The organism is Streptomyces agglomeratus (assembly GCF_001746415.1).
Classification (GTDB): domain Bacteria; phylum Actinomycetota; class Actinomycetes; order Streptomycetales; family Streptomycetaceae; genus Streptomyces; species Streptomyces agglomeratus.
Map to the genome: position 1 here is coordinate 8025647 of NZ_MEHJ01000001.1, position 15762 is coordinate 8041408.

Genomic DNA, 15762 nt, shown 5'->3' on the forward strand with positions numbered 1-15762 from the left:
TTGAATCAGCGCGTTGAAGCTGATCAAGAGGGGTGCGCGGCTCGTGAGTTGGCGGGTCTTTTGGGTACCGCAGGACGCGGCGCGGGGCGGACTATCGCTGGCGTCGGTCGACGGCTGGGAAGCCTGCCGGAGCGTGAGCGCGCCGTGGGTGTTCGGGCAGGGGATGCGATTTCCCTGACGCCGGACTACAGGGTGGATGGGCGGACGCACCTATCCGGGCGTCACTCCGCGAAGCGCGGCCGGGCGGCTGTCCTCACGGCGCGAGCGCTGGAAGGATGCAGCCCATGCAGACTGATCAAACAGACACCGTGGCGCGCTTCCTCCGGGCACTGAGCCCGGCAAACCGGGATGACGTCCAGCGGTTGCCGCGCGAGAAGCAGGAGCAGATGGCCGAGGCGTGGGAGCGCTATCTCCAGGATGACGCTTCTCTGCTGACGCTCAGCGAGCTCGACCCTGCCGCCGCCGAGCACCGGGCGGCGGAAAACGTCATCCAGGACCTCCTCTGACCATCACTCCGACTAGGTCGTTCCTTCGGATCACCGCGCTGACCAGATGAAGAGGGCGGCGAGGTGGAGTCCGACCTGGTAGGTAGTCTCCTCCGATTTCTTAACATGCTGACTTGACAGGGAAGGCCGTACTGATGGGCGCCGCAAGAGGCAGCCGCACCACGCCCGTGGCGCTCGCGGGCTTGCTGCTGGTGAGCGCCAGCAGCGGCGAGATCGCCCTGCGCCTCGAAGGACATCCGCCACTGGCCCGTGTCGTGGGCAGCGCGCGCACCGCCATCGCCGAAGCCTGCACCCGTGCTCCGCGCTCCACGCGCTTCCTGCGAGATCATCTGTCTCCCTCGGCAGCACCGCGGCCAGCCACCGACGTGGCGGCCGCCTGGTTCCGCGCGATCTTGGACTTCGACGTCTCGGGCCGCCTCGCCGCACTGGAAGACACACCTGTCCATCTGGTCACGGGCGCCCAAGACCGGGTCATCCCACACATGCCGACTTGCCGCCGAGCTCTCCCACGCCCGCGTTTATGTGGTCGAAGGCGCCACCCACCGGGTCCCCAGCGAGCAACCTGCCCTTCTGGCTTCACTGCTGCAAGACCTGGTTGAGCGCACCCGCGCCCAGCAGCACGCCCCGTCCCGCGACGCCGACGGCATCCTGCTGGCCGCCGCCCACCTGCTGTTCACCAAGCGCGGGACGCTCGGGCGCAGCGGACGACTCACGCGGATCGAGACCTGGCCCGCCCGCCGCGCCGCCCCGCCGACACGCGTGGAGCGCGGGACGCACTGATCGATACGAGGCAGTAGTGTCATGTTCGGTTAATCGGGGAGGGAGTTGTGAGTCATCTCATGCGCATCTCAACGTCCGGGACACGACGCTGGATCCTGGCCAGCGCTCTGTGCGGCGTACTGATCACAGGGTGCAGCAGCGGCAGCGGCAGCGGCAGCGGGGGAGGCGACGGCGACGCGAAGTCGAGGGCCAAGCCGGCGGCGGAACCCAAGCCTCTCGCGGAAGGCGCTCTGCGCCCCCTGCTGCTGTCTCAGGCCGACCTCGGATCGGGTTACGTCCAGGTCCAGGAGGAGCCCGACAGCGGGAAGTTCGACGACATCTCGGTCCAGGGCTGCCCCGCGCTGGAGAAAATGGGGCAGGACGGCGACGAGAACATGTTCGCCGCGAAGGCGGAGACCAGCTTCACCTACGACACGGACGCCACGCTCGGCGAGGAACTGCACAGTGACCGCCCCTCAATGCTCTCCACCAAGCTGCGCGAACTGTTCGGCGCCTACACGTCGTGCCCCACCTACACGATGACGGCGGGCACCACTCCCATCGAGGTGAAGGTCGTCAAGTCCGCCGCCCCGGAGCTCGGAGACGAACAGTTCGCCTACACGTCGACGATGGAACTGCCCTCGGGGGCGCAGGTGCTCAAGACGATGGCGGTCCGCAAGGGCAATGTGGCGGTGATGCTGGTGGGCGCACCCGCCCTGGTGGACCGCCACATGAAGACGGCCGTCGGCAAGCTCCCCACGGGCAGCTGACCGCGCCCGGCGCCGAGGTGAAATTCTCAGCGAGACATGGCACTTTCCAGCGAGAGCTGGCACCAGGCTCAAGCTGTCGCGAGTGCGGGAACCGAGTTCTCGGTGGTCGACAAAGCATGGTCAGATCTGCACAAGAACCTGGTGACGCAGTCACGCCGGAGCATTCCGCAGGCCGCCGCACTGGCCGAGACCCTTCAGTGGGGTGACGCGCACGAACTGAAGCGCCGGCGCGACGACGCCGTGCATGCCTCATGGTGGAACGCGGACGGTGTGGGCGTCGTACGGTGCCGCTTCTTCAGGAAGCAGGACGGCGCCAACCTCATTTGCACCTTCGAGGATCTCGAGCAGGACGCGACGCTGCTCTTCGAGTACGCCGAGAAGCTCGATCTGACGCGGGGCAGACTGGCCGCAGGGCAGATTCCTGCGCCGGGGCGCGTGACTCCTCCCTGTTGTCATTCGAACGAGATTCCTCGCTGCGTCGGTTCCCAGCAACGAGGCGCCCGCTGCGACTCCCCGTACAGTTCCGATCTGCCCCTGCATCCCGTCTCGGGGACTCCGACGTACGCGGCATAGGCCGGGTGGGCGACTTGTCCTGTGGGCGGGCGGTCAGTGGAGCTGGCCAAGGTGTCGCAGACGACGACGACACAACCGAGGACCTACGGGCAAGGAAGTGTTGGCTCAAGCCGGGACTTGGACCGTTCCACCGACTGGGGGCGACGTGTCCGGCGAGCTCAACTGCGTCGATGCCCTGCGTGGCCTGGCACCTACGGTGGCCCCAGCCCGGTCTCGGCATCGAGCGCGTATACGAAACCGTCGGATGTGCGAATATAGACCAACCCGTTTGTTGCGACGGGGGGTGAGAACTCTTGGCCTCCGATGTGGCGGGCCCAGAGCTGAGTTCCGGTGGCCGCCTCCCATGCGTAGACGTCTCCGGTGGAGGCTCCGGCATATACGGTCCCGCCCGCCGCTCCGGCTTCCCAGAAGATCCCGTTGCCGTTGTCCAGGTAGTGGGTCCAGAGCTTGGTGCCAGTGCTTGCGTCGAGGGCGAGCATGTACGGGCCGTGATTGACGTAGAGCGTCCGGTGCGACAGGGCAATGCTGTCTGAAGGTTCCGGCTGCTCTGAGAGCGACAAGAGCTCCCCGTTCACCACCAGGGGCGGAAAGTCCCAGGAAGTGGCTGTGACATGGGTCCAGACCGTCTCGCCGGTTGACGCAGCCAAGGCAGCCACGCCCGGACGAGAGCTGAGATAGATCGCCTCATCTGACGCTACCCTTGTCGGCCACCGAGCGAAGGCGCCGGGGATGGCGTGCCTTCGGAGTTCCGTACCGGTCTGCGCGTCCACCACACGCACCTGTCTGTCATCGGTGACGTAAAGCACGCCGCCACTGACCGTCAACGATCCATCAGTGTCGACCTTCTGAGCCCACAGTACTGTGCCAGTTGCTGCATTCAGTGCCACAGCCTCCACTCGCCATTCGGTCAAGACTCCGATTAGAGGCGCGCGCATTGGCACAAGCTCGGAGTATCGGCTGATGACGTAGGCCGTCCTACTGGCCACGTCCACCGTGCAGTAGTCAGGTTGACCGCGCGGGTTGAATTCCCAGAGGGCCGTGCCAGTTGCCGCGTCCATCGCGCGCACGCGTGCACCGTCGCTGACGTAAACGGTTCCGCCTTCCGCCACAAACTGTGGGAACTCTGGGCCCCACCAGCCAGATTTGGGCTCAGTGGTGTGAGTCCAGCGGGCGCTGCCGGTTGCTGCGTTGAGTGCCACGCACTCTGCTTCGTCCCGGACGCATACAAGGCCGCCCGTCACCGCCAGCCGCCAGACCGATGAGTCACGGCAGCGGAAGCGCCACGGGCGAGGGCGCGGATCAGTGGCGCGGTTGTGGAACTGGATCTGGCGGGCGACTGTGTTCTGAGCGAATTGCTGCGGTTCAGGGCTGCCACGCTCCTGCATGCGGCGGCGGATGCGTTTCCATACAGCTTCCACACTCACCGTCGGACCTGCGGCTGTGATGCCGTGTTCCAGGACGTTGATCAGTTCCCCGGTGAACTCCGGGAAGCGGGCCCCTCTCTGGACGAAGGATCGGCGGGTGGGCGGGGCGGAGGTCAGCACGCAGTCGCCGTAGTCGTCTAGGTCTTCGGCCTGATCCGCCGTGGGCTCGTCCAAGGCGTAGGCGAGCTCGGCGCGGGAGGGCACCGCAGTGACGGTCATGGCGCCAGCGAGTCCGCTGAAGCAGCAGTCTAGGATGGTAAGCCGGTACTGGGCCTTGTAGCCGGCCTGGCGCACGACGTTACGCAGGGTTCGGTAGAGAAGGGTGCCGATCTCGGGGCGGTCTGCGCTTGCATCGGCCAGGGCCAGATACAACCGCTCATCATGGTCGCGCAGTCCGTGCCCAGCGAAGTACACCAGCAGTGTGTCGGTGGCCTGCTCGGCCGCTTCGAGCACCGCCCGCAGGATCTGCGGAGCGGAGGCCTCCGACCCGAGTTCGGTGACATTTCCCGCAGACAGTCCCCAGACGGTGTGGTCGCGCAGCAGGGCGGCCAGTCGCCTGGCTCCGGCCGCCGCGGCGGGCAGCGGCTCGAGGTCCGGGTGACGGTAGGCTTCGATGCCGATCAGTACGGCCCGGCTGCGGGCGGGGTCAGGAACAGGCATTACTCCGGGCCCTGCGGTGGCGTGCCGCCTGTGGCGGACGGGGAAGGCGGGCTGATGGCCAGGGACTGGCCCGCGGCGGCAATGACCTGGGCGACGCGTGCCAGGTCCTGCTCGGTGCCGTTCTCCACCACCACTCGTAGGTCCCCGCGTTCGACCACCATCCGGGCTCCCGCCCGGAGGCGTGGCGGCAGTGAGGCGCGGAAGGACCTGTGTGCGTACACCAGCGCCGTGGCGGAGAAACCGGAGGAGACCGCGAGGCTGATCCATTCGACCAGGTCGCCGGACATCGCGCCGTCGATCCGCTGCGGGCGGATCCGGCGGATCTCCGTATGCGGGCCCACGGACCGGTCTTGCGCCAGCCAGTCGGCGAACTCGCCGGTCAGCCGCGCGGTGGCATGCCCGTCCGGCCCGTCGTCGCTCGTGCTACCACTGTCGATCCGTACACGCATCCCTACAACTCCCAATGTCCCCCGGCCCGTTGGGGCGTTCCCCTGCCAGGCACCGCCCGGTGGGCACCGGGCAGTCGTCATCACAGTAGACGCGCACCAGCCCACACACACGGAAAAGGCACAAGAAGACGCCAGGCCCAGCTAACCTGCGCGTTTCGCCTGAGCGGTGTACGAGTCTTGATCGGACTCGTTCGCGCCCTGGCACACCGCCGTCGTTCTCTTGTCGGCCGTGGTCATCGGCCTGGTCGTTGGCACGCTCACATATCTTTGCGCGTCGGGTCGGCGAGTCATTGTCACCTGAATCTAAGGCGGCCAAAGCGGCGAAGAATGCATTCGAGGCATTCACGGACGTTTTTACCGGATACGCCACTAAGGAAGGGCTGGCCACAACCATGTACCAGGTCGGCGTCGTTGGATTCGAGTCGCCTCACGGCATGACCTATGCCATTGAGCAGCAGGGGCACGGTCTGACAACAGAGCTCAAACGGCTCCGGTGAGAATAGTGCTCACCTGCTGGCGGCTACGGACCGTAGTCTCCCTCACGGCCCGTCGAGTCCCATTAGGTGAGCCAGTCTGGGGGGATGAGCGCGTTGCGTGTGCCGTCGTTTTCGGGCCTCCAGTTGTCGATCACGGCGTCTTGGAACCAGTCGTCGGGGAGATTGGCGTGGTCGCAGACGATGATCTGAAGTTTCCCCTCGTTGAGTTCCGTGACGTCGTGGAGGAGCCGGAAGTATTCGGTGACGGTGGACCAGTCGGCGTCCGGAACAGTGGACGCGTCACGGGGCTTGGATGGGAAGAATGCCTGTGTGGGTTGGTCGAGCGCGAGGAAGCTCGGAACAGGCCTGTGGTGGCGGCGTAGGTAGGTGTGCAGGGCTAGGTGGGCCACGAGGTGGTAACCGATGTAGTTCTTGGCGCTGCCCACGCGTTCCTGCGCCAGTCGTCCCTGGGGGCGCCGGATGACCACTTTCAGGCTGTTGAAGCTGATGCCTGCTTCGTTCGGAGCTGTGGACTGTCCGAGCTGAAGTCGGCGCGCCCATGGGGTCATGTCAGCCGCGATATCCGCGAGACGGCGCTCCGTCTCGGCGGGCACGTCGTCATTGGCCGTGCGTTCTTCGAGCACGCTCACGACTTCTTGCGCGGATGCCAGCGCGTTGCGCAGCTGACCGACGTCGTCGGTGGGCCTGCGGTCATGAGCCAGGGTCTGTGCGATGCGCCCTTGGAGGTGCGCTGCTCGCAGGTGCTGTTCTTGCAGGCGAGTCATGTCTTCGTCGCTCGCCATCAGCTCCTTCATGAGCGCGCCGTTCGTCTTCAGCCGCTCGACGAGGCTGTCACGCTGCGCTTGCAGGGCCTGGCGATGCTCTTGGCGGACGGGTTGAACTCCGGCGGCTTGTTCCAGTTCCTCCGAGAGCCGGTCCGTCAGCCTCACGATGTCCCGGACTGACGGGTCCGGGTGTTCGAGAGGCTGGGTGCACATGGGGCAGACGTCGGTGTCGTGATCCCGTTCAGGCCCCAGAAGGTCGAGTGTCTTGAGCCGGTCGACCTGAAAGTGGAGCTCTCCTAGGAAGTCGAAGCTTCTGCGCTGCCAACGGTCGACGGTGGCCAGGGCGGCATCGAATTCCTGAAGCTGTGCCCGCAGCGTCCGACGCTCCTCATTCAGCTCTTGACGGCGGTCACCGACGTCGGAGCTGATCGGGGCGAGGGGCGGTACGGTGAGCGCTTTTCGAAGCAAAGCGTGCACCGTGTCGGCGTCGAGGGCTGCGGGAACGTCCCGGAGAAGCCCTTCACTCTGCGCGAGTCTCAGCAAGGCGATGCCGTTGGTGTCCAAGACCTCGCGCTGTCGCAGATCGGCGTCCAGCTTGCGCTGCGCGGCGCGTACCTCGCGTCTGGCGTCGCCGAGACGGTGCTGCCGAAGAGCCTGCTCGGGGCCGGCAGCACCGAGGAAGTAGGGCAGGGTGTCTTTGATGGCCTGCGCCATGCCGTTCTCGGTCTGGCGGTGGAACAGGGCATGGGAGGCTGCGATCTCGTCCTGGTTCTGGAAGCAGAAGAGTGCGGGGTCGGCCGTGCCCGGGGGCGCCGGACCGGTCCCTCGAGGACGAAGGGCACTTCGCTGCCGGCGGAGGGCCGTCCTGACAGCGGCCGGAGTCTAACGGCTCCCTGCGGCTCACCCACCTCGTCGGATCTAGTGCCAGGAGGGCCAAAAACAGGAGATGGCAGGACGAAGGTCCACAAGGCCGAGTACGTTCGACTCGGCCCGCTGGCTGCCGGACGGCATCGGGGTTACGCCGGCCGTCTCTCGCCCTCGCGACAGGAGTCGTTGCCCCATGACCTACCGGTTCAACCCGCCGCCCACCTGGCCCGCCCCGCCGGAGGGGTGGAGCCCGCCACCGGGCTGGGAACCGGATCCCGCATGGCCCACACCCCCAGGCTGGCAGATCTGGATCCCGGAAGGGGCCGTGCCGCAGCCGAGCGCACCCGTTCCTCAGCAGTCCCCCTACGGTCCTCAGGCGACGGTCCCGGCCACAGGTGGGGGTCTGTTCGGCCGGCGCCGTAAGCAAGCGGAGTCCGAGGCGGCGCGTCTTGCGGGCGAGCTGGCGCTGATGGAAACACGGGTACGCGGACTACAGGAAGACAACCGTCACCTGACGGAGCAATTGAGTCGTCTCATCGGAGCCGACAGCGCTCAGATAGCCGCCGAGCAGCAGCGACTGCGCCGCGCGCATGAGGAGAAGCTCCAAGAGATCGGACGGATCGACGCTCTCCTCGACGAGAAGATAGAGCACGCCGCCGAGAGCGCCGCGCAGTCCCTGGTTGACGTGCGCCGACAAGCCGACGACATAGCTCGCCAGACGGCGGAGGCCGAACAGCGCCTCACGGCCGCGCGCCGGGATCTGGTGCTCACCGATGAGACGCGGATGCTGCAAGAGGCCGGCATTTACGAGTACCGCCATCCGCTCGCCGACGCGCTCGCCTACAAGGACCGGCTCGACAGTCTCAAGGCCCGCTACAAGCAGTTGGCGAGGGACGATCGGGCAGTGCTCGGGAACCAGTACTGGATGGTGGACGGCTCAGCTGCCAAGGGCCGCAAGATGGTCCGTGACTTCTCCAAGCTGATGCTGCGCGCGTACAACGCCGAGGCGGACAACGCAGTGCGCGGCATGAAGCCGCACCGGCTCGACTCGCTGATCGACCGGCTCGGCAAGACGCGGGAGTCGATCGCCCGGCTCGGCGCCACCATGCAGATCCGCATCGGCGATGACTACCACCAGCTGCGGGTCCAGGAGTTGGAGCTGACGGCGGACTACCTGGTGAGGAAGGAGACCGAGCGGGAGGAGCAGCGAGAGCTACGAGCCCAGCAGCGCGAGGAGGAGCGCCTGCAGCGCGAGATCGAGCGCGAGCGGCAGCGGCTGGAGAAGGAACGCAGCCACTACGAGGGCGCCCTGCGCCGCCTGCGCTCCGGCACCGGCGATGAGGCCGCCATCGCCGAACTAGAAGGAAAGCTCGCCGAGTTGGTTGCCGAACTGGAGACGGTCGAGGCCCGCGAGGCCAACATCCGGGCCGGATACGTCTACGTCATCTCCAACGTCGGAGCGTTCGGCGAACGCATGGTCAAGATCGGTATGACCCGGCGCCTCGATCCCATGGACCGCGTCATCGAACTCGGGGACGCGTCCGTCCCCTTCCGCTTCGACGTACACGCCCTGATCTTCAGTGAGGACGCCGTCGGCCTGGAACGCCGCCTGCACCAGGAGTTCGAGTCCCGCCGCGTCAACCGGGTAAACCTACGCCGGGAGTTCTTCTACGTCACACCGGCAGACGTACGCGCCGCCCTGCAGCGGCTCGCCGGACAGCACCTCCTGGAGTTCCAGGACACGCCCGAGGCTCCTGAATGGAGGGCCAGCCAGACCGCTGCCGGGCGGTGACGGGCTCGACTCAGTCAACCTCGTCGGGTGCGTCCAGACGGCAGGCGGCGCCATCCAGACTGATCCAGGTGACCTTGGAGGTACTTCCCGCCGCGAGGTGAGCGGTCACTTCTCCGGTTGGGGTGATCGCGAGCCACACGGACACTTACACCTCGCTGATGCCCCAGTTCGAGCAGGAGGCCGCCGACGCCCCCGTGCGGTTGGTAGAAAACCCCGTAACCAGGACACTAGCGACACCTGGTGTCGGCGATGGCATCGACCCAACCCGGTCGCGATCCGTCGCATGCGACGGCCCCCGGCCGCGTTTCCGATACGCCCAGTCACTCCCATGATTCGGTGACACCGGGCTGATCCGCCGCGCTCTGCTGACTGACTCGAACCACGAGCCGATCCCACACCACGGCCGCCGCACCCGCCCGGTGTGGCGGCCGCCCGCACCTCCCGGCCCGGCACAGCTGGAAGCCCCCACAGGCCGCCTACCGCGCCCTCCGCCGGTGCTACGGCTCCCTGGGGCCTACGAGCCGGTGACCAGTGTGAACGGGGCCCTGTGAGGGCTGTCTCTTGCTGCCGCTAAGCCTGCTGGAGAAGTCAGTTTTCCTCGGGCGAAGCGGCTATCCGGCCGAGCGCCCCGTCATGAAAGCGGCGGTGAAGACCACGGCCACCGGCACGGCCAGGGCGAGGTGGACGGCCGTGAACCACGGTGTACGGCGGGCCCACGGGGCGAGGCCGATCCACGGGGGCCAGGTCTTGCTGTCGGACACCAACAAGGACGGCAAGGCCGACCTGACGGCGACCGCGCCCCTGGAAGACGGCACCTACGCCGACTCGGCGCCGCCTGGCACCTGCGGGGCGCGGCCGGCGGCCTGACGGTCACCGGCATCACGTCGTTCGCCCTAAAAGAGCGTTTTGTCCCAGCGAGGTTGTTTGGTTCGAGGTTCAGGTGTCGCGCCAGTTGGGGGTGGATTCGCGGGTGAGTCTGCGGCTTATCAGGTCGATCATCGCGACGCGGATCATGGCTTCTGAGCGGTGGGGGTGGGTCTCGTAGTCGCGGGCGAGTCGACGGTGTTGCATGAGCCAGCCGAAGGTCCGCTCGACAACCCAGCGTCGGGGGATGACTTTGAATCCTTTGACGCCTGGGTCGCGTTGTACGACCTCGACGTCGATGCCCAGACGTGCGCCGTGGTCGATGGCTTTGGTGCGGTAGCCGGTGTCGGCCCATGCCTTGGTCACGCGCGGGTGGGTGGCGGCGATGTGTGACATCAGGTGCATGCCGCCGACGTTGTCGGAAACACTCGCCGCGGTGACCCAGACGGCCAGGAGCAGGCCGAGGGTGTCCACCCCGATGTGGCGCTTGCGGCCTGCGTTTTTTTGCCGGCGTCGATGCCCTGGCCCACCGCGGGTACGTTCGCGGAGGTCTTCACACTCTGCGCGTCCAGTACGCAGGCGGTTGGTTCGCCGTCGCGGCCTTCGGCCTCTCGCACCAGACGACGAAGGAGACCGTTGAGCCGGTCGAAGACGCCTTCCTTCTGCCAGGCGGCGAAGTAGCCGTAGACCGTTTCCCAGGGCGCGAAGTCGTGGGGCAGATAGCGCCACGGGATCCCTGTCCGGTCGACATAGAGGATCGCGTCCATGATCCGACGCAGGTCGTGCTCGGGCGGTCGGCCGATGTCCAGGCCCTTGCCTCTGCGCTCGGCCCGCCAGGTGGTGAATGTGGGCCCGATCAGTTCCCAGCGTGCATCCGAGAGGTCACTGGGATACGGGCGTTGTCGCGTCATGTTTCGGTAGTACCGTCGGGCAGTCCGTCTCTCCAGGGCGCAAATAGCGCCAAGCGGGGGCGCCTTGGGATCAGACAGGAGCGAACCGAAGGAAAAGGGCTGCCGAAGGAAGGCACCTGTCCCATCCGTCACATGGAGCACCTCCGCCCCATCAGCCCTCATCAACTCGCCCTCTGAAACCCCACCAAACAACCTCGCTGGGACAAAACGCTCTTTAAAGGCGATCGATTTGGCGACCTACGAGAAGTACCGGACGGTGTCGATCGGGGGAGTGCTGGTTCCCGCTGGCCGAGTTCGGACTCGGTACCGACCTGACCGATGTCACCTCACAGCTGCCCGAGCTGCGGCGCCTCAACACCCTGGTGGGCCACCACTGAATCGCCGTCAGCGACATCTTCTCCTACCGAAACGAGCTCTACAGCGGCGACACCATGAACGAGATCCAGCTCGCGCTGGCCGACAACGGCGGCGACCTCCAAGGCGCCGTCGACCGCATCGTAGCCACCGCCCACCTCGTCGAGGACGACTTCCCCAGCTCTGCGAACAGCTCCGCGTCCGGCCGCAAGGACAGAGCGCTGACATCACCGCGTACCTGGAAGCCCTGAAGTGGATGATCGCCGGAAACCTCGAATGGTCTTACATCACCCCCCGCTACAACGGTAGGGGGCCACCGCCTGGACGGCCCCCTCGACGCCACCGTCATCCTCATGCCTGATCGCACCCACTACCTCCCGGCACCAATCATCCTGGACAGGGACTTCGTATGAGTTCTTTCGACGAGGTGGACATCCGACCGTGGGGACCAGCAGCGCGGGCAAAGCCCAAACAACGGTGAACCGGACGGCCCCGCCCGGTCGTTGCGGGCGCCTCCTGCGCCAGGCGTTCCGGAAAATCCCTGCCGCCACCCACGTCTCACCCGCAACATTACGTTCACTAGCACCATGCACCCTCTTGCAGAATCGTCTTTCCCGAACGCAGGAACGATTCGCGACGTCTTCACCATTAACCCACTCGTCAATGGCTGTACATGCAGCGACCGCATGGGTCATTCTGGTGATGGCCAAGCCGGGCACGAGACCGAGAAGACTGCGGGGTGGGGTTGTGGCGGACAGTGTCTGGGGTGCTATAGGAAAGGGTGCGGGGAAGGCCACCGGGGACACAATAGGTGTGCTTGCAGGGGCACTCGTAGGCTCGTACTTCGGCCCAAAGAAAGTGACTGTGGGTCTCGTTAACGAATCCGAGGAGGTCCTGTATTTCTGCGCGTACTACCCCTCGGTCGATGAGTCTGCGGGGTGGAGGCTCCTTCGGTCGGGCGAAAATACTGGATTCACATGTGGGATACCTCGGCGAGGCTCGGAAACTTTTTATTTGCATGGGAGGACTGCAGATGGGAGCTTCCTGTGGAAGGGTGATTTTGGGTTCCATGCAGCCTTCCCACTGGAAGGCGAGCTTCAGCACGAGAACTACTCTTCGCTGAGCACGTTCAAGATCTGCGGGGCGGCCGGAGGTAATCCCGTAATTATCGCAGAGGAAAGCCGGAACGTAGGACGCCCGGAAAAGGTAAAAGGCATCCGGGTGACGATCTCAGAAGATTACACTTTTCGATTCCGCGGCTGACCATTGTCATCGGGCTGGCCTTGCTCCCCGTCCTGGGCTCCGGCTGGGATGATGCAGCCAGTTACTTGTCTGCGACGAGCGCCTTGGCCTTCTCCTGCAGGCCGGCGAACTCCTCGGCACGTTCGCCAGTCCCAGGAGCTTCCTGAGCTGGCCGACGATCGCGGTCAGCAACGCGGTCTGCTCCTCGTTCGCAGCGGGGGCCAGTTGCGGGGCGCCGCCCTTGGTCCGGTGATAGCCCGGGACCACCGCGTGCCTGCCCCGAGCTGGGCAGCGATGCGGCTGGCCCGCAGCTACGCAGGTCCGGGATCACGCGGTTCCGAGCAGCAGCCGTGTGTGCGGCCACAGGTCGTCAAGGACGGTTGGGGCGTTCTTGAGCTTGGCGAACATGACCAGTCCTTTGAGGTGGGCGACCACGGCTCGCCGGACAGCTCGGAGCAGCACACGCACGCGCGGGCGTTCGGGGCGGCGGCGCACATGGCCGCCCTGGACCCGCAGGCCGCGCTCGCGCTCGCCGCCTGGCTGGAGGCCACGGCATCGTTTGAGGACCGGGCCGAAGAACTCGGAGACGTGGAGGGTGGGGCCCTGCTCGTTGAGCCAGCGGCCCGGTTCGCCCGTGCCTACCTGCGCACGGCGGCCCCTGATCCGGGGTGATCTCGGGAAACTGCCGCGGTGACCGTGGGCGGATCGGTAGCGTCGCCGTCATGCTGAGTGCCGACGAGCCGGCCGCTGAACGACCTGAACGACGAGCAGATCAAGAAGCTCCTGGGCGAGGTCGCCCCGAAGGTGAAAGGAGCTGATGGAGGGGGTCACCCTCGCGATCGACTACTACAAGGAGGGCGGCTACGACCGCGAGACGTGGAACCGGATCTGTGACGGGCTCGCGCACGAGGCGATGAACCTGATGATGGCGCTGTCCGCTCCGGCACACCCGTATCTGACTCGGGACTGTGAGCAGGCCGTACGGGAGGCAGCGGGTATCACGCCGCGCGAGGGTGGGATGCGCGAGGCGCTCCAGCCGCAGGTCGGCAAGGGGCTGCTGATGTCCGTGCTCACCGTCGGCCGGCAGACCATGGTCGAGCCCGACGAGTGGCCGGACGAGCTCCCGGCTGCCGTGCTCGGCACGGTACGGAGCTCCAAGCGGATCAAGGCCGACCCGACCATGGCGAACCTGCCGGACTAGGGACCGGCCCGGTCGTGGGCGCCGTCTCACCCCCGGGCGGCAGCGGGGTTACGAGCTGGGCTTGCTGCGGGTGGCCCCGCCGCGTCCGCGCAGAGTGACGTCAGCCTCGGTGAGGATGCGGTGGACGAAGCCGTAGGAACGCCCTTTGTCCTGGGCGATGGTCCGGATGGAGGCGCCGCCTTCGTATGCGCTCTTGATCTCTGCGGCGATCTTGTCGCGCGCCGTACCGGTGATCCGCGTGCCCTTGGCCATGAGACGTCTCCTTCGCTATCCGGAAGGTGATCATCGCGCACCCGGGCGGTGCCCGGCAGGTAATCGCCGGGGTTCGAGGGCCGCGGATTCACATCGGATGCAACCGGCGTCCCCTATACCGATGGAACAGTCAGTATCGGTGAGATCGATCTTGGTCGCGAAGTGCTGACTGGTGCCGCTCACACGGTCAACGCGGTCTGTCGCGATGCCGGTTGGGATCTTTAGGCTCTGCTCATGTCGAAGCAGAAGCGGGGCAGGAAGCAGCGAACGCCGCAGAAGCGGGCCCCCCGCCCCTCGGTACCGCGTCCGCGTGCGCGGCTGCGGTACTGCCGGAAGGCGGGTTGCCCCTGCGGAGAAGCATGGACCATACGGCGCGGATGTTGCAGCACGCGAAGCCGGACCAGCTGGTGGAACTGGTGCTGCCGTACCTGTGGGTGGCCCTCGCCGACGGACGTGTCCCGGCCAACGTGTGCGTGGACGCCTGCATGACGCTGCGCAACGCCTACGGGCAGCTGGGGGTGGGGGCTGAACTGCTGCCGGTAGACCTGGTGATCCAGAACAAGGACGGAAGCGGGACCCGCTACGGCTCGCTCACGCCGCGCTGGACGGGTGCCTCGTGGAACGGGCACTGCGTACTGGTGCTGCCGGACTCCGGGCGGTTCGTGGACGTACGGTGGAGCAGTTCGACGAGGTCCGTGAGATCGGCATGGGTCCGATGGTCGGCAAGGTGGCGTTGCCGATCGATGGCGACGGTTCGCTGATGGAGCCGGGGCGCAGGTGGTGCTCCAGCGCGGGGATCTGGTGCTGACGTACACGGTCGCCGGGCCGGAGGCGCTGGCCTCCATCGTGGAGCACCCGGAAGTGGTGGCCCACGCCGACAGTCACCGGCGCACCGGGGTGAACGTCGCGTCCTTCACTCTGGCAGCCCTGCGCGGTGAAGGTGTGCGCGGCTGGGCGATGCAGGCCCCCTATCCGAGACTGTGGGCCCAACGGCCAGGAGCGGTGGCTGCGGCTGGACGAGATCCCGCTGCCGCCGAGTGTCCCGGCCGCCTGGCCGCGCTCGTAGGCGGTCGGGCGCACGACAGGGGCCCCTGGCCGTGAGGTGATCGCCAGAGTCCCCTGAGCCGGGCGTCAGACGTCGATGCCGAGGCGCGATCGTTCAGCCCCGCGGCGAGAAGAGTTCGAGCAGGCGTTCCTTTTGGCGGGCACCGAGCCCTTGGACGCGGCGGCGCTCGGAGATGTCGTGGTCGTTCAGTAGCTGGCCGGCGCGGACCTTGCCGATACCGGGCAGCGACTCCAGCAGGCGCTTGACGTACGTCTTGCCGACGACGGTGTCCTCACGCTCCAGCACCTCCTTGAGCGAGACCTTGCCGTCCTTGAGGCCGGCCAGGATCTCGCCGCGTTCCTTGCGGACGGCGGCGGCCTTCACCAGCGCCTCGGCCCTTTGGGCCTTCGTCAGGTTGGGCAGAGCCATGGGCGCCGCTCCACTTCTTCTCGTACGGGTGTGTGGCGGTCATCATCGCTCTGCCTGCGCACCGTTGACCAGCGGGTTTACGGGTTTACAGCGGGGACGTGGTGGCGGGGCTGCGGAATGTGGTCGCCCTGGCTCCTGGCGTGCAGGGCGGCGAAGTCGGCGTGGGCCGCCTCGATCGCCTCGGGGTATGCCTGGGCCTTCTCGTGCTCGGCGAGTGCCCCGTAGAGGCTGGCCAGGGAAGGGTGAGCCGTACGAACACCACCGCGCAATCCTGGAAGCCGTGCCGTCGGCCGCACCACGCCGCTGACGCCGGATGCAGCCAGGCAGCTTGCCGACCACCTCACCGAGGATGGCCCCGACCATCCGTGGACTGGTGTCCGGTTCAACGCCGCCTGGGGCAGCC

The 15762-nt window shown here is 66.7% G+C and carries 20 protein-coding genes and 1 pseudogene; 12 read left to right on the top strand and 9 right to left on the bottom strand.

What is annotated here, in order from left to right; all coding sequences use genetic code 11:
* The first annotated feature begins 284 nt into the window (after nucleotides 1-284).
* From AS594_RS35275 to AS594_RS35290, 4 genes are all read left to right on the top strand, one after another.
* Nucleotides 285-506, top strand: coding sequence for a hypothetical protein (locus tag AS594_RS35275; RefSeq protein ID WP_069935754.1), 222 nt, complete (start codon nucleotides 285-287; stop codon nucleotides 504-506).
* Between the two features lie 522 nt (nucleotides 507-1028).
* Nucleotides 1029-1286 (top strand): hypothetical protein, encoded by a 258-nt coding sequence (locus tag AS594_RS46690; RefSeq protein ID WP_240509185.1) that lies wholly within the window; start codon nucleotides 1029-1031, stop codon nucleotides 1284-1286.
* Nucleotides 1287-1345: 59 nt separating this feature from the next.
* Complete coding sequence (locus AS594_RS35285) at nucleotides 1346-2035, top strand: hypothetical protein (RefSeq protein ID WP_069935755.1); 690 nt, start codon at nucleotides 1346-1348, stop codon at nucleotides 2033-2035.
* A gap of 36 nt (nucleotides 2036-2071) precedes the next feature.
* Nucleotides 2072-2608 carry a hypothetical protein gene (locus AS594_RS35290; protein ID WP_141747198.1) on the top strand — a complete coding sequence of 179 codons (537 nt, stop codon included), beginning with the start codon at nucleotides 2072-2074 and terminating at the stop codon, nucleotides 2606-2608.
* Nucleotides 2609-2799: 191 nt separating this feature from the next.
* Here AS594_RS35290 and AS594_RS35295 read toward each other — a convergent pair whose 3' ends face one another.
* From AS594_RS35295 to AS594_RS46695, 4 genes are all read right to left on the bottom strand, one after another.
* Complete coding sequence (locus AS594_RS35295; RefSeq protein ID WP_069935757.1) at nucleotides 2800-4692, bottom strand: caspase, EACC1-associated type; 1893 nt, start codon at nucleotides 4690-4692, stop codon at nucleotides 2800-2802.
* Nucleotides 4692-5141 (bottom strand): effector-associated constant component EACC1, encoded by a 450-nt coding sequence (locus tag AS594_RS44975; protein WP_069935758.1) that lies wholly within the window; start codon nucleotides 5139-5141, stop codon nucleotides 4692-4694. The genes AS594_RS35295 and AS594_RS44975 overlap by 1 nt, the downstream gene beginning before the upstream one ends.
* Before the next feature lie 559 nt (nucleotides 5142-5700).
* Nucleotides 5701-7116 (bottom strand): DUF3732 domain-containing protein, encoded by a 1416-nt coding sequence (locus tag AS594_RS35305; RefSeq protein WP_069935759.1) that lies wholly within the window; start codon nucleotides 7114-7116, stop codon nucleotides 5701-5703.
* A 643-nt stretch (nucleotides 7117-7759) separates the two neighbouring features.
* Nucleotides 7760-8062 (bottom strand): hypothetical protein, encoded by a 303-nt coding sequence (locus AS594_RS46695; protein ID WP_240509186.1) that lies wholly within the window; start codon nucleotides 8060-8062, stop codon nucleotides 7760-7762.
* On the opposite strand from AS594_RS46695, the gene AS594_RS35310 reads away from it, so the two are divergent.
* Nucleotides 8054-9061 carry an SNIPE associated domain-containing protein gene (locus tag AS594_RS35310; RefSeq protein WP_240509187.1) on the top strand — a complete coding sequence of 336 codons (1008 nt, stop codon included), beginning with the start codon at nucleotides 8054-8056 and terminating at the stop codon, nucleotides 9059-9061. The genes AS594_RS46695 and AS594_RS35310 overlap by 9 nt on opposite strands.
* A 611-nt stretch (nucleotides 9062-9672) precedes the next feature.
* Here AS594_RS35310 and AS594_RS44980 read toward each other — a convergent pair.
* On the bottom strand, nucleotides 9673-9822 hold the full coding sequence (locus AS594_RS44980; protein WP_167367947.1) for a hypothetical protein: 150 nt from the start codon (nucleotides 9820-9822) through the stop codon (nucleotides 9673-9675).
* Between AS594_RS44980 and AS594_RS47665 the strand changes: the two genes are divergently transcribed.
* A complete protein-coding gene (locus tag AS594_RS47665) occupies nucleotides 9809-9928 on the top strand; it encodes a hypothetical protein (protein ID WP_338120198.1) in 120 nt (39 codons plus the stop codon). The two genes, AS594_RS44980 and AS594_RS47665, sit on opposite strands and share 14 nt — an antisense overlap.
* Before the next feature lie 69 nt (nucleotides 9929-9997).
* On the opposite strand, the pseudogene AS594_RS35320 reads toward AS594_RS47665, so the two are convergent.
* Nucleotides 9998-10836: pseudogene (locus AS594_RS35320) on the bottom strand (IS5 family transposase).
* Between the two features lie 431 nt (nucleotides 10837-11267).
* On the opposite strand from AS594_RS35320, the gene AS594_RS44985 reads away from it, so the two are divergent.
* The 4 genes from AS594_RS44985 (at nucleotide 11268) to AS594_RS35330 (ending at nucleotide 13633) form a co-directional block, all read left to right on the top strand.
* Nucleotides 11268-11441 (top strand): hypothetical protein, encoded by a 174-nt coding sequence (locus tag AS594_RS44985; RefSeq protein ID WP_167368095.1) that lies wholly within the window; start codon nucleotides 11268-11270, stop codon nucleotides 11439-11441.
* Between the two features lie 496 nt (nucleotides 11442-11937).
* A complete protein-coding gene (locus tag AS594_RS44060; RefSeq protein WP_141747199.1) occupies nucleotides 11938-12453 on the top strand; it encodes a hypothetical protein in 516 nt (171 codons plus the stop codon).
* 249 nt (nucleotides 12454-12702) lie between these two features.
* Nucleotides 12703-13104, top strand: a complete 402-nt coding sequence (locus tag AS594_RS44065) for a hypothetical protein (protein WP_141747200.1) — start codon at nucleotides 12703-12705, stop codon at nucleotides 13102-13104.
* Nucleotides 13105-13249: 145 nt separating this feature from the next.
* A complete protein-coding gene (locus AS594_RS35330) occupies nucleotides 13250-13633 on the top strand; it encodes a hypothetical protein (protein ID WP_069935763.1) in 384 nt (127 codons plus the stop codon).
* A gap of 48 nt (nucleotides 13634-13681) precedes the next feature.
* Here AS594_RS35330 and AS594_RS35335 read toward each other — a convergent pair whose 3' ends face one another.
* Nucleotides 13682-13885 (bottom strand): helix-turn-helix domain-containing protein, encoded by a 204-nt coding sequence (locus AS594_RS35335; protein ID WP_069935764.1) that lies wholly within the window; start codon nucleotides 13883-13885, stop codon nucleotides 13682-13684.
* Nucleotides 13886-14244: 359 nt separating this feature from the next.
* Here AS594_RS35335 and AS594_RS35340 point away from each other — a divergent pair, with 359 nt between their 5' ends.
* Both AS594_RS35340 and AS594_RS35345 read left to right on the top strand, forming a co-directional pair.
* On the top strand, nucleotides 14245-14646 hold the full coding sequence (locus AS594_RS35340) for a hypothetical protein (protein WP_141747201.1): 402 nt from the start codon (nucleotides 14245-14247) through the stop codon (nucleotides 14644-14646).
* Between the two features lie 16 nt (nucleotides 14647-14662).
* Complete coding sequence (locus AS594_RS35345; RefSeq protein WP_069935766.1) at nucleotides 14663-14986, top strand: hypothetical protein; 324 nt, start codon at nucleotides 14663-14665, stop codon at nucleotides 14984-14986.
* A gap of 58 nt (nucleotides 14987-15044) precedes the next feature.
* On the opposite strand, the gene mihF is transcribed toward AS594_RS35345, so the two are convergent.
* Both mihF and AS594_RS35355 read right to left on the bottom strand, forming a co-directional pair.
* Entirely contained in the window at nucleotides 15045-15359 is a 315-nt protein-coding gene (gene mihF / locus AS594_RS35350; protein ID WP_069935767.1) for an integration host factor, actinobacterial type, read from the bottom strand.
* A gap of 77 nt (nucleotides 15360-15436) precedes the next feature.
* Complete coding sequence (locus AS594_RS35355; RefSeq protein ID WP_069935768.1) at nucleotides 15437-15628, bottom strand: hypothetical protein; 192 nt, start codon at nucleotides 15626-15628, stop codon at nucleotides 15437-15439.
* Nucleotides 15629-15762: the final 134 nt, after the last annotated feature.

Bases quoted from the DNA above. Each gene is read 5' to 3' on its own strand.
- AS594_RS35310 (WP_240509187.1), top strand. From the start codon at position 8,054: ATGCTGCAAGAGGCCGGCATTTACGAGTACCGCCATCCGCTCGCCGAC.
- AS594_RS44985 (WP_167368095.1), top strand. From the start codon at position 11,268: ATGAACGAGATCCAGCTCGCGCTGGCCGACAACGGCGGCGACCTCCAA.
- AS594_RS35305 (WP_069935759.1), bottom strand. From the start codon at position 7,116: ATGGCGCAGGCCATCAAAGACACCCTGCCCTACTTCCTCGGTGCTGCC.
- AS594_RS35295 (WP_069935757.1), bottom strand. From the start codon at position 4,692: ATGCCTGTTCCTGACCCCGCCCGCAGCCGGGCCGTACTGATCGGCATC.
- AS594_RS35340 (WP_141747201.1), top strand. From the start codon at position 14,245: ATGGACCATACGGCGCGGATGTTGCAGCACGCGAAGCCGGACCAGCTG.
- mihF (WP_069935767.1), bottom strand. From the start codon at position 15,359: ATGGCTCTGCCCAACCTGACGAAGGCCCAAAGGGCCGAGGCGCTGGTG.
- AS594_RS44975 (WP_069935758.1), bottom strand. From the start codon at position 5,141: ATGCGTGTACGGATCGACAGTGGTAGCACGAGCGACGACGGGCCGGAC.
- AS594_RS35275 (WP_069935754.1), top strand. From the start codon at position 285: ATGCAGACTGATCAAACAGACACCGTGGCGCGCTTCCTCCGGGCACTG.
- AS594_RS35290 (WP_141747198.1), top strand. From the start codon at position 2,072: ATGGCACTTTCCAGCGAGAGCTGGCACCAGGCTCAAGCTGTCGCGAGT.
- AS594_RS35285 (WP_069935755.1), top strand. From the start codon at position 1,346: ATGCGCATCTCAACGTCCGGGACACGACGCTGGATCCTGGCCAGCGCT.
- AS594_RS35335 (WP_069935764.1), bottom strand. From the start codon at position 13,885: ATGGCCAAGGGCACGCGGATCACCGGTACGGCGCGCGACAAGATCGCC.
- AS594_RS35330 (WP_069935763.1), top strand. From the start codon at position 13,250: ATGGAGGGGGTCACCCTCGCGATCGACTACTACAAGGAGGGCGGCTAC.